At 37.1% G+C, this 12,239-nt stretch carries 13 protein-coding genes and 2 riboswitches; of the genes, 2 read left to right on the top strand and 11 right to left on the bottom strand.

Going from position 1 to position 12,239, the window contains the following annotated elements:
* Positions 1 to 45: 45 nt before the first annotated feature.
* The 10 genes from LRP83_RS11505 to LRP83_RS11460 form a co-directional block, all read right to left on the bottom strand.
* Positions 46 to 330, bottom strand: a complete 285-nt coding sequence (locus tag LRP83_RS11505; RefSeq protein WP_230496834.1) for a ferredoxin family protein — start codon at positions 328 to 330, stop codon at positions 46 to 48.
* Positions 330 to 1,628 (bottom strand): FAD-dependent oxidoreductase, encoded by a 1,299-nt coding sequence (locus LRP83_RS11500; protein ID WP_230496833.1) that lies wholly within the window; start codon positions 1,626 to 1,628, stop codon positions 330 to 332. Before LRP83_RS11500 ends, LRP83_RS11505 begins: the two co-directional genes overlap by 1 nt.
* Positions 1,621 to 2,652 (bottom strand): electron transfer flavoprotein subunit alpha/FixB family protein, encoded by a 1,032-nt coding sequence (locus LRP83_RS11495; RefSeq protein ID WP_230496832.1) that lies wholly within the window; start codon positions 2,650 to 2,652, stop codon positions 1,621 to 1,623. Before LRP83_RS11495 ends, LRP83_RS11500 begins: the two co-directional genes overlap by 8 nt.
* A gap of 33 nt (positions 2,653 to 2,685) precedes the next feature.
* A complete protein-coding gene (locus LRP83_RS11490; protein WP_230496831.1) occupies positions 2,686 to 3,510 on the bottom strand; it encodes an electron transfer flavoprotein subunit beta/FixA family protein in 825 nt (274 codons plus the stop codon).
* 424 nt (positions 3,511 to 3,934) lie between these two features.
* A complete protein-coding gene (locus tag LRP83_RS11485; RefSeq protein ID WP_230496830.1) occupies positions 3,935 to 4,201 on the bottom strand; it encodes an aspartyl-phosphate phosphatase Spo0E family protein in 267 nt (88 codons plus the stop codon).
* Positions 4,202 to 4,538: 337 nt separating this feature from the next.
* Positions 4,539 to 5,072: a 1,2-dihydroxy-3-keto-5-methylthiopentene dioxygenase gene (locus LRP83_RS11480; protein ID WP_230496829.1), complete on the bottom strand. Its 534-nt coding sequence runs from the start codon at positions 5,070 to 5,072 to the stop codon at positions 4,539 to 4,541.
* A 30-nt stretch (positions 5,073 to 5,102) separates the two neighbouring features.
* The gene (locus LRP83_RS11475; RefSeq protein ID WP_230496828.1) at positions 5,103 to 5,732 is read right to left on the bottom strand and encodes a methylthioribulose 1-phosphate dehydratase; all 630 of its coding nucleotides are present in this window, start codon (positions 5,730 to 5,732) and stop codon (positions 5,103 to 5,105) included.
* On the bottom strand, positions 5,722 to 6,396 hold the full coding sequence (locus LRP83_RS11470; protein ID WP_230496827.1) for a 2-hydroxy-3-keto-5-methylthiopentenyl-1-phosphate phosphatase: 675 nt from the start codon (positions 6,394 to 6,396) through the stop codon (positions 5,722 to 5,724). The genes LRP83_RS11475 and LRP83_RS11470 overlap by 11 nt, the downstream gene beginning before the upstream one ends.
* Positions 6,396 to 7,610: a 2,3-diketo-5-methylthiopentyl-1-phosphate enolase gene (locus LRP83_RS11465; RefSeq protein WP_230496826.1), complete on the bottom strand. Its 1,215-nt coding sequence runs from the start codon at positions 7,608 to 7,610 to the stop codon at positions 6,396 to 6,398. Before LRP83_RS11465 ends, LRP83_RS11470 begins: the two co-directional genes overlap by 1 nt.
* Before the next feature lie 76 nt (positions 7,611 to 7,686).
* Positions 7,687 to 7,798, bottom strand: a riboswitch (SAM riboswitch).
* A 90-nt stretch (positions 7,799 to 7,888) separates the two neighbouring features.
* Complete coding sequence (locus LRP83_RS11460) at positions 7,889 to 9,061, bottom strand: pyridoxal phosphate-dependent aminotransferase (RefSeq protein ID WP_230496825.1); 1,173 nt, start codon at positions 9,059 to 9,061, stop codon at positions 7,889 to 7,891.
* A gap of 213 nt (positions 9,062 to 9,274) precedes the next feature.
* Here LRP83_RS11460 and LRP83_RS11455 point away from each other — a divergent pair, with 213 nt between their 5' ends.
* Positions 9,275 to 10,063 (top strand): carbon-nitrogen family hydrolase, encoded by a 789-nt coding sequence (locus LRP83_RS11455; RefSeq protein ID WP_290369539.1) that lies wholly within the window; start codon positions 9,275 to 9,277, stop codon positions 10,061 to 10,063.
* 81 nt (positions 10,064 to 10,144) lie between these two features.
* Positions 10,145 to 10,310, top strand: a riboswitch (SAM riboswitch).
* A 97-nt stretch (positions 10,311 to 10,407) separates the two neighbouring features.
* Positions 10,408 to 11,595 (top strand): S-methyl-5-thioribose kinase, encoded by a 1,188-nt coding sequence (mtnK, locus tag LRP83_RS11450; protein WP_230496929.1) that lies wholly within the window; start codon positions 10,408 to 10,410, stop codon positions 11,593 to 11,595.
* Between the two features lie 56 nt (positions 11,596 to 11,651).
* Here mtnK and LRP83_RS11445 read toward each other — a convergent pair whose 3' ends face one another.
* On the bottom strand, positions 11,652 to 12,230 hold the full coding sequence (locus tag LRP83_RS11445) for a DUF2087 domain-containing protein (protein ID WP_230496824.1): 579 nt from the start codon (positions 12,228 to 12,230) through the stop codon (positions 11,652 to 11,654).
* Positions 12,231 to 12,239 lie beyond the last annotated feature (9 nt).

The following is a 12,239-nucleotide window of genomic DNA, read 5'->3' as shown; positions in this document are numbered from 1 at the left end:
AAAAAACTACTGAATCCAAATGAATTCAGTAGCTTTTCTAATTATTTAAGCCAAACGGAACACAATTCCATGCCCACCTTTTGGATATTCCCACTTAATATTTTGATAAGGACAGCCGATTCGGCAGCTACCGCACTCATGGCACCCTTCATAGCCAACCTGCATCCTTGTTCCTTCCCATTTATAAACCTCAGCTGGGCAGAATACCGTGCAAATTTTATCGGGACATTGTGTCATACAAACATCATGGTCTAATACCGTTAAATGGGATTTCGTGTCACACTTAAAACGGATTAAATACTGTTTTTCTTCAAGTGTTTTTGTAGACATTATTTCACCGCCTTCCATGCGCGATACATATCTTTCGCTACGTTAATGACGCCTCTTTCTTTTGTAATACTCTTCATAATTTCTTTTTGCTTATCACGTTTTGGCGTTCCATCCACGGTGAAGAACTTGCTCATTGCCTTATTCATCATTGGAACATACTCATTGAAGTATTGAGGATACTTTTCAAACGTATGGGCGGCATCTTTATACTTTTCAAGATCCTTCATGATAAAGCTATCATAAAGTTTTTCACGGTAAAGGTTTAGGCTGGATTCACTGAAGTCATTGCGGTGTTTAGCCTCAATAATCGTTTCAGCTGCCATCTTACCAGAAGACATCGCCATGTTCGAACCTTCACGATGAATAGCGTTAACAAGTTGAGCGGCATCTCCAATCAATACTACGCCATTACCAGCTACTTTAGGAACGGAGCGATAGCCACCTTCAGGGATAAGATGGGCAAGGTACTCTGCCGATTCTCCCCCTTCAATGAGTGGTTTTACCATTGGGTGATTTTTCAAGTAATCTAGCAGATCATAAGGTTTTAGTTTCGCCTTGATCATACTAGACAAAGTGGTACCTACACCGATATTTAAACTATCCTTATTGGTGTATAGGAATGCTGTACCTAAATTACCTTTTGTTGAATCCCCAAATATCTCAATCGTACATCCTTGGTTGTCTGATAGGTTAAATCGATCATTAATCTTTTCTTTTGGAAGGTTAATAACCTCCATTACCGTTAATGCAACTTCGTCAGGACGGAATTCTTTATGGAAGCCTAATTGCTTTCCGAGTAAAGAGTTAACCCCATCTGCTAGTACAACAACGTCAGCATAAATATCGCCGTCTGGACGGTCTGTACGCACCCCAACGACTTTCCCATTTTCAACAATACATTCTAGAACGACTGTTTCGTTGATTAATAAGGCACCAGCCTGAACTGCCTTACTAGCAAACCACTGATCAAATTGAGCACGAAGAACTGTGAAGTTGTTATAGTTGTTCTCCTCGGCCCATTCAAGGCCTTTGTAGCCAAACGAAACGACTGATTCTTTATCCATCATCCAAAAACGTTGCTCGATTACAGGCCTTTCAAGTGGTGCTTCCTTCCAAAATTCAGGAATAAGCTCTTCCATCTGCTTCCGATATAAAACGCCACCCATAACGTTCTTACTACCAGGGTATTCACCACGTTCAATTAATAACACTTTTAAACCACTTTGTGCACAGGTAAGAGCACATGCTGAACCCGCGGGGCCAGCTCCAACGACGATAACATCAAATTTTTCAGACATAGCTCAATTCACCACCTGTATGATTCTTTAACTCGTTGAATTGTTCAATTAATTTTGGCAAAATTTCCATAGCGTCTCCTACAATTCCATAGGTAGCTACATCAAAAATTGGTGCATTAGGGTCTTTATTGATTGCGATAATGATTTCAGAGTTTTTCATCCCCACAGTATGCTGTATAGCGCCAGATAATCCTACAGCAAAATAAATCTTAGGCGTTACTGTTTCACCTGTTTGACCGATTTGTAAGTGATGTGGTAGCCATCCTGCTTCGACAACATCACGTGTGCCCCCGACACTTGCTCCAATGGAATCCGCAAGAGAATAAAGCAATTGGAAATTCTGTAAATCTCCCATTCCTTTTCCACCACAAATGATAACATGGGCATCCGCAAGGTTTGCTTTCTTTGATACATCCTTCACAATTTGTATCACTTTTGTACGCATATCCTCTTCTTTTAAGGAAATGGTTTCTTCAATAATTTTTCCTATTCGAGTATGGTCAACCTCTAAGGCCTTCATTACTTTTGGACGTACAGTGGCCATTTGTGGCCGATGCTTTTTACAAAGAATCGTGGCCATGATATTTCCACCAAAAGCAGGACGACTTGCTTCAAATAAGCGGTTCTCTAAATCGATATCTAGCATCGTTGTATCCGCCGTTAAACCAGTACTTAAATCTGTTGCAACCGCACTCGCTAAATCTTTTCCGTTTGGAGTAGCTCCGTAAAGGAAAATTTCTGGTTTATACTTTTCAGCTAATTCAATAACACCCTTCATATAAGACTCCGTTCGATAGTCTTTTAGTACAGGATGATCAATGATATATACTTCGTCTGCACCGTAATAGACCACTTGATTTGCTAAAGAACGAACTCCATCTCCAAGTAATACTCCAGCAAGTGGAACTTCCAATTTATCAGCTAGCGTTCTACCAGCACCTAATAATTCAAGTGAAACTCCTTCAATTTCACCTTCATTTTGTTCAATGAATACCCAAACCCCTTGGTATTCTGACAGATTCATAGAAGACCCTCCTCATTCGCAAATAAAGAATGATTATTTTGTAGTTTGTAAGGTAAAGAGCTCTTTTTTCTCCATTAAAAGATCCATAAGTTTATTGACTTGTTCATTTGCCGTCCCTTCAAGTCTGATACCACCTTCAGGCTTTGGCGGAGAGAACATTTTTCCAACAATGGTTGGTGAACCTTTTAATCCAAGTTGGACTTTGTCGACATTTTCTAAGTCTGCAACTGTCCAGATAATGGATTCATATTTTGCAGCTCTTATCATGTTGGGAAGTGGAGAATATTCTACTTCATTAATTTCTTTTTCAACTGTTAACAAGCATGGAAGTTGAGCTTGAATGATTTCATATCCACTTGTTAATTTTCGTTTGATTACAACCTTTTTATCTTTTTCAATAACTTCTGTCACTTCAATAACATTAGTAACAGGTGGAATATCTAGACGTCTAGCAATACCTGGACCTACTTGGCCAGTATCTCCATCGATAGCATGCTTTCCACAAATCACCATATCAATAGGTTTAATTTTGGCGATTCGTTCAAGAGCTTTTGACAGGGCATAACTTGTTGCCAGAGTATCTGCACCTGCGAAGGCACGGTCAGATATTAAATAACCTTCATCTGCTCCAATTTCAACGCTTTTCTTAATGATCGCAGTTGCTTGTGGAGGACCCATTGATACTACGGAGACTGTGCCACCGACTAGTTTTTTAAGTCTAACAGCCTCTTGAACGGCATGTGCATCATATGGGTTTAAAATGGCTGGCGCACTACGACGGTCAAGTGTGTTAGTTTTCGGATTAATTTTAATAATTTTTGTATCTGGTACTTGCTTAACACAGACAACGATGTGCATGTAGAAGTTGACCTCCTTATTGTAGGTTTTCCCTGAAAGCGTTTGCTTTCGATAATATTGGAAAATGCTTTTATTACGATATATGATTCGCAACATAAGCATAGTACAAACGATGAAAATAAAGATTGTCCATTTTAGTATGACTGAATATTTGTTGAATTTTCACCTTGAATAGTAAATCTTAGAAGTGAAGTTACTTAGATGAATACCCTATGATGATGTTAAATTATGTTGTATAAAAACCCTATGCAGTTAAAATTAACCACTAATTATACTATAAGAAATATTGAGATATAAACAATGATAAAAATCACACTAGTTCGCCTAATAAATGAATTTCTCATCCCGTTTATAAATTTGTGCGTTATTATTAACAAATACAAAAAAAGGACCTAAAGTTAAAACTTTAGTCCTTTTTCCAATTTTATATATATATGATTTCTGAAGATAAAGAAGCTATGGGCCAGACTAACATTTGATGAAAACAATTTCTTAAGGGTTTACTTGGCTTGTGCTCGTTACGAAAGGTACATTGATATTCAAAAATAAGCTTGTCGAGCTCTTGGCTATAGAAAATGGTTTCTTTACTTGTATACCCAGTAGCTTTAGCCGATTTAATCATCATTTCTCTTTTTAAATTAATCTCATCTAGCATTCGATTAGAATACTTGTTCAACTCTGTCTGGTACAACTCTCTTTCCCCCTAGTCAACAGTCCATTTACTAAATAAAAGTGTTATTCTTTCAAACTATATACCTATAAATAACAAATAAATAATCCGTAAATTTAATCATGTATCAATGACTATAATCTGTGCCAAAACGACTATGAATAATAATGCTCTGTATTGAAAGATTATGACAAGAAATTACCAAATTGTAAATAGATTCGCAATAATAGACAAAAGTTCTATTATTACCAGTAAATTCGACATTTTTCTCCGACAAAGGTCCTATTTATTCGACAAAAAACTTTTACCAAAAATATACAAAAAGCCCTACCATTTTCTAATGGTAGGGCAAAATTTTCTATACCGTTGTTTCTTCATTTTCGTAGATTGGAACCCAGCCTTCTGTTGTAACGAAGATTCGGATGGCTACTACTTTACGATCTTCTTTTAATGTAAAGTAATGACGTATATTAGGTGGAACAGAAATCAGGTCTCCTGGCTCTAAATGCACCTCAAAGAAGGAGCCATCCTTGCCTTGAATGATAAAAACACCGTGTCCACTTACAACAAATCTAACTTCATCATCCGTATGATGATGTTCCTTTTGGAAATTAACTAAAAGTGTTTCAAGATTTGGTGTATTTTCTGATAAAGCAATTACATCTTGGGCCTTATAACCTCTTTTTTCTGAAATGGTAGCAATCTCAGTTGCAAAAGTTGCAAGAATTTCAGCTTTCTCTTCATCAGTTAATAAGAACTTTTCTTGTAAATTTGCGGGTAGCTTAGTAATGTCCCAATGCTCATAAATAACTTCTTGACTATTTAAGAACGCCAAAACCTCTTCTTGATTATGGTTTTCTGTACCGTCTTCTTGAAAATAAATATATGCCATCTACTATCTCTCCTCTATTTGATAAATTTTTTATACTACTTTAAAAAGCTGAAACGGTTTATGTTCTAACAATCTTAATTGGTAGCGAAATAAGAACTCTGATGCCTCTAAAATCTTCTTTGCCTCAAACGCCGTTCTCCCCCAAACGGTAATCCCGTGGTTGCGTATTAACACTGCCCCAGAATCACCATGGATATGCTCAGCAAACTCTTTAGCTAAGGTAGGGATATGAGCGTGATTTTTAATAATAGGGATTCGTAGTATCGCATCTTCTTCCCATTTATCAAAAGCCTTAATGATTTCCTGACCTTGGAAGGTAACAACACCTGCGTCTCCATAAACTTCCGAGACCACATTATTATCAATCGTATGGACATGTAAGCTGCAAAGAGCATTTGTTTTACGATAAATTTCAACATGTAATAGGGTTTCAGCTGATGGCTTTAAGTGTGTCGGAACAGCAGGATGGCCATACTGGTCTACTAAAAGAAAATCCTCGTCTGTTCGCTTCCTTTTATCTTTTCCACTAGCTGTTACTAAAAATTGTAAAGGATCATCTTGTACTTTGATGGCTAGATTCCCACTTGTACCCATGAACCAATCACGTTCAGCTAACTCATCCTTCACGTCTGCTAACTCGTTCCATCTTTCATTTAACATTTGCTTTTCCAACTCCTTTCAACTGTTTGATTACCTCTATACAATCGAAAAAGGTTTCGAATTTATAATAAGGGATTCCAAGTGAATCACATTTTTCCGCTAAGTATTCTCTAGCAAAAACTAAATCAGCATGTTTGGCAGCTTCCAAATCTGTGACGGAATCACCAATCACTATTGTTAAATCATCAGTACTTTTTAACTTTCTAATCACACTTGGTTTACAACAACCACATCCATTTTGACATTTGTCATCACAAGCATTTGGCCAAAGGATTTCGATTTTACTTTTTGAAAAATCAGCACTATTACAGAAAATCTCTGAAAAAGAACCAAAAGGCGCTAAGATTGGATGGACGAAAAAATCAATTCCCCCACTAACCACATAAAAAGGAATATCTTCTTCTTTAACGAGCTGCAGTAGTTCTTTAAAACCCTCTCGAATAACAGCTTGCTTTTGGGCAAATTGGATGATTTCATCCTTTAAGGAGCTAGGAAGTAAAGCAAATAACTGCCCTACTCCATCTTGAATACTAATTTCTTGGGAAAGAATTTTATCCTTCAAAGCATCCCAATCTGGTGGAGCAAACTCCTTCATAATGGCGATAATATTATCTTTTTCGGTTATTGTACCGTCAAAGTCGCAATAAATAACGGGTCTACTCATTAGGAATAAACCTCCTTATATCCCCATAGCTCGATTGCTGTTTTTAATTCAGGGTTCGTCTCTGAGCCGTTTACTAATGTCTGGCCATTCAAATGAACATCAATGGCTTGTCGGAAGGCTTTCCCACCTGCAATGGCACCACCAGGATGACCATGAACACCACCTCCAGCATTTATGACAGATTCTATACCGAAATCATTCATTAATAATGGAACAAGCCCAGGATGAATTCCTGCAGATGGGACAGGAAACGACTTTTTATAGAATTCATCATCTTTTAAAAGTTCATGCTTAATAGATAATGTTTTTTCCTTTTCTAATGCAACCGATCCATAAGGTGATGGGAATAAGGAAAGGTCTGCACCTGAGTACCGCAACAATTTTCCAAGTATGAGAGAATGAGAGAATCCATAGTTGTCAGATGATAGAAAGGATCCACTTACAGCCGGATGTGCCATTATCGGTAAACCAATTTCCTCATCTTCACGTAGTTCTTGTAAAATATCTAACCCATAGCCAAAGACATTAAACAATAAAAGGTCAGCACCAAGCTCTGCAGCTTTCCTTGCCTTCTCTCTTAGCTGCGAGGATCTGCCTGTTAAATTAACAGCATATAAGGTTCGATGCCCAGTTAACTCAAAGGTATTTGTTAAAACCCTTTTTCCAATTTGTATACGTTCTTCCATAGGTGTCAAATGGTTTTCAAAGAGGATTTCATCATCTTTTACGATGTCTACTCCCCCTAAAGCCTGCGAAGATAGTTGATTAGCTAAATAATCAATGTTCCGACCAATTACCCCTTTAAAAATGCTCATTAGTAGTGGACGATCAAAAACATTGAGTTTTCCCCTTATCCCTTCTACGCCAAATCTAGGGCCAGGAAAGGACTTTTTTAAGCTTTCGGGAAACTCTAAGTCTATTAGTTTTACTTTTCCATCTAATGACAGTTTTCCAAATACGGTTGTAAGGATGGCTGGAAGGTCTGCTGAGAAATTCAGCTGTGGATAGGCAACTTTTATAAGAGCCTCTCCTTCCGTATCAGATATTTCTTCAACAGATACTACCTTTCCTTTATGCTTTTGTAATTGAGTTTGTTCTAATTCTGGTAAGTCAGTCCAAGACCCTACCGTTAATCCTAGAGCAATTTCCTCTGCTTTTTTAAGAGGATTTCCTTTTATGTCTTTTAAATTATAAGTTGCGATTATTTCATTCATTGTAAAAACTTCCTTTCAAACAAACAAATAAAAAACCTCTTCAAATAAGAAGAGGTTAGCATGACAAACTAACGTCCTCTTATCTATCAGCCTTGTGCTGCAAGAATTAGCACCGTGCTTTATGAAGGTTCATAAAATCGGTTGCCGGGCTTCATTGGGCTAGTCCCTCCACCTGCTCTTGATAAGAAAATCGTTTATTTAATTTTCACATTGTTTAAATTGTTTAATAAATTAATTTGGATTATGACATGATTTTGCCACTCTGTCAATCCAATTTATTAGAAAATATCTAATGCTTGAATTCTTCGAACAGCTTCTTCCAGTCTCTCATGAGAGGATAGTAGTCCAACTCGAACGTAGCCCTCACCGAAAGTTCCAAATCCTATACCGGGTGCCACAGCAATATGTGCCTTCTCTAATAAAAAGTCAGCAAACTCTTCTGAAGTATATCCACTAGGAACCTTAAGCCAAGCAAAAAATGAACCCTTTGGTGAAGTGACATTCCAACCAATTGATTGCAATCCATTTATTAAGACATTTCTACGCGATTCATACAAATTGTTTAATTCAGTCACACATTCTTGAGATGCATTTAAGGCTTCTGCTGCGGCTTCTTGAATACCCCCAAAAATACTCACATATAAGTGATCTTGTAACAATTCTAATGCAGCAATAACACTAGGATTACCGACAGCAAAGCCAACTCGCCATCCAGCCATATTGAACGTTTTTGATAGTGTATAAATCTCTATACCAATTTCCTTTGCCCCTGGCGTTTGAAGGAAGCTTAGCGGTTTTTGACCATCAAACCCGATAGCCCCATAGGCAAAGTCATGCACCACACAGAGGTTTGTTTTATTAGCCAATTCTACCGTTTTTTCAAAAAATTCAGGAGTTGCTGTCGCTCCTGTAGGATTGTTGGGATAGTTTAGGAACATCAATTTTGCTTTATCGAGATCAGCAGAATCGATATTTTCATAAACCGGTAAGAAATCATTTTCCTCTGTCAAAGGCATTGTCACCATATTCGCTTGGGCAAGTGCAACTCCAGACCAATAATCAGGGTAACCCGGATCCGGAACTAAAATGGTATCTCCTGGGTTTAGTAAGCATTGAGGAATTTCAACTAAACCCGCCTTACCTCCAAACAAAATAGCAACTTCCTTTTCAGGATCTAAATCAACTCCATATTCTCGTGCATAAAAATTAACGGCTGCTTGTTTTAAGTATTTGTGTCCTTGAAACGGAGAATATTTATGATTTAACGGATTAGCTGCCGCTTCCTGCAATTTCTTCACAATGTGGTCAGGGGTCGGTTGATCAGGATTACCTTGACCTAAATTAATTACATCATGCCCTTCTGCCACATACCTAGAAACCTTCTTAACAAGAGAAGCAAAAAACTGTTTCGGCAAACTATTTAACAACTCAGACTGCGAAAAAACCTTCATCCCATTCACCTGCTTTAACAAATTAACGTACTGGGGGACAGTCCCTCGATATATTACCGTTTTACCGCATTAACGTTCTACAGGACTGTCCCCCAGTACGTTAATGCGGTTCATTAGAAAAATTTTATTTGAAAATCTAGTCACAAATGATATATGGTTATTAACAGATTGTAAAGAATAATTTTAATTTTCTATTTGAGAGGTGTGGAAGGATTGAAATTAAATATTGCTTTAATTCAAATGGATATAGTTTTTGGTGATCCAGTAGCAAATTTCCAGAAGGCTGAGAGGCTAATTGAAGAGGCGATGCGACAAAATCCTGAGGTAATCGTTTTTCCTGAGTTATGGACGACAGGCTATGATTTAGCTAATTTACCAGACATTGGTGATACAAATGCGCAAGAAACCATCGATTTCTTTCGAACTAAAGCAAAACAATACAATGTTCATTTTGTAGGTGGCTCCATTGCTAAAAAGCAAGAGGATGGAATCTACAACACACTACTTGTCGTGAATCAACATGGCGAGTTAGTTCACCAATATAGCAAGCTACACTTATTCCAGCTCATGGATGAGCATCTTCACCTAAAGGCTGGGAAGGAGGAAGGATTATTTTCTCTAAATAACTACACATTTGCTGGTCAAATTTGCTATGATATCCGCTTTCCAGAATGGATGAGAACTCATGTCCTCAACGGTGCCGAAGCTATTTTCGTTGTAGCTGAATGGCCGTTACCTAGATTACATCATTGGAAAACTTTACTTACTGCGAGAGCCATTGAAAACCAATGCTATATAATAGCTTGTAACTGCTCTGGCTCTAATCCAAGCAATGTTTTTGCTGGCCATTCGTTAATTATTGATCCTTGGGGCGAGATAATTGCTGAAGGTTCCGAACAAGAAGAGATCATTTGCGGAGAAATTGATTTAGAAAAAGTAAAAAATGTCAGAAACACGATACCTGTTTTTGATGATCGAAAACCAAATCTATACAAAAGTTAAATAGTTTAAAATATATTGACAAATCAAAACTTACGCTGATAAAATCGTTATCAATGGACAAAAGTTAAATATCATAATTTTCTCTTATCAAGAGATGGCTGAGGGATTTGGCCCTATGAAGCCCAGCAACCGACCTAATTATTTTAATGAATGTATGATGCATTACCGTCTTTCATACTATTTAGGCACGGTGCTAATTCCAACAGAAGGAAAGAATATTAGATTCTACCTTTCTGAAAGATAAGAGGTGCGAAGACTGTTTCTTCAAGCCTCTTTCACATGAGAAAGAGGCTTTTTTAATGCAAATTTTAAAAGCCTCCAAACCAACAGGAGGAATGGAAAAAATGACACTATTTTCATCTAAAGAATATCAACCACTCACAGAAAGCTTAGCTGTCACTCTAGCTGTTAAAATGAGAATCTTCTCAGAAAATGCTGTACTTTCATGTTCAGAAATTGGCGATGGTAATTTAAACCTTGTGTTTCGTGTTACAGATACAGTAACACGTCAAGGTATTATCATTAAACAAGCGCTTCCCTATGCAAAGGTTGTAGGCGAAAGCTGGCCACTAACACTAAAAAGAGCCAAAATTGAGGCCGATGCTCTAAAAATTTTTGGAAAAATTGCACCCGAATATGTTCCTGTTGTTCACTTTACGGATGATGTATTTGCCATTACCGTGATGGATGATTTGTCCCACCTATCCATCGCAAGAACTGGATTAATTCGCGGAGAAAAATATCCATTACTTTCTAAACATCTAGGAGAATATTTAGCAAAAACGTTATTCTTTACTTCAGATTTTGGCGTTAACCAATCTGAGAAAAAAGAACTTCAACGCCAATTTATTAACCCAGAGCTTTGTAAAATTACAGAAGATTTAATTTTCACTGACCCTTTTATAGACTCACCAACAAATTCCTTTGAACCGGAACTTCGTTCAGCTGTAGAAAGTATTTGGAAGGATGCGGAGCTCATTTTTCATGTAGCCCTTTTGAAAAAAAGCTTCTTAACTGAGGGTGAGGCCCTTCTACATGGGGATTTGCATACGGGAAGTGTATTTGCAAATGCTACTGAAACAAAAGTAATTGATCCTGAGTTTGCGTTTTATGGACCTGGAGGATTTGACATTGGTCAAGTATTTGCTAATCTACTGTTTCAAGCATTGGCAAATGAAGAGAAAATTCATGAGATACAAGAACATCTTGAAACTTTCTGGAATGTATTTGTCGACCAGTATTCAGAGTTGTGGAATACTGAAAACCAAGAGCCCCTTTCTTATGCACCTGGATTTTTCGATGCTGTCATTCAGAAATTTTTCCAAGACGCTTTAGGTTTTGCGGGCTGTGAATTAATTCGTCGAACAATCGGTCTCGCACATGTTGCCGATCTTGATAGTATCCAAGATATCGATAAGAGATTACTAGTGAAACGAAAAACAATAGATTTAGGTAAATTACTTATTAAATCAAAAAAGGAAATCCATTCCATAGATGATTTTATTAAAGTAGTAGTACAAACTCTAGTTTAAAAAAATAAACTCAAACCTAAGAGGATGCTCTTCTTAGGTTTGAGTTTATCTTAATATTAGCCTTCAATTTTTGCCCACATTTCTACTGGATTAAGTTCATATATACCATTTTCTCGATACATGTAATGATTAATGATAAATTCTCGTCGGATGGTTGCATAGTCGTCATGGAATTGCAAAATATACTCATTAATTTCCTTTTCCTCGTACTTTTTACCCTTTTCAATCCCTTTTATTAAATGTTCGAAAACCATTAGTTTTTTCTTACGCTGAGCAGGAATTGTTTTTAACTTGCCATCTTTCGTAAAAAAATTCGCAATAATCTTCTGCTTTTCATCACTTTGATCAACCATACTTATTTCCTTTCCTTCCATAAGCTGTTTCAGTGCTTCAGAATGTTGTTTAACAACTAAATGATTTAAATTAAAGTAAATGGTGTTTTTGTCTCTTCTTTCAAAAACTACATTGATATCTCGTAATTTTTTTAAATGATGGGTAATGGTCGGAGCTGTTAAACCTAGTTTTCCAGCAATTGCTTGACCATGAAGGGGTCCATTTGATAGTAAGGAAAGTATTCGAAGCCGAGTTGGGTCACCCATTGTTTTGTGAAATTCAACTAATCGATTTAATTGCATAATACCCCT

Origin of the sequence: Pseudoneobacillus rhizosphaerae, from assembly GCF_917563885.1 — a bacterium.
GTDB classification, from domain to species: domain Bacteria; phylum Bacillota; class Bacilli; order Bacillales; family Cytobacillaceae; genus Pseudoneobacillus; species Pseudoneobacillus rhizosphaerae.
The sequence above is the reverse complement of the archived record's forward strand: the minus strand, read 5'-3'. Positions and strand labels throughout refer to the sequence as shown.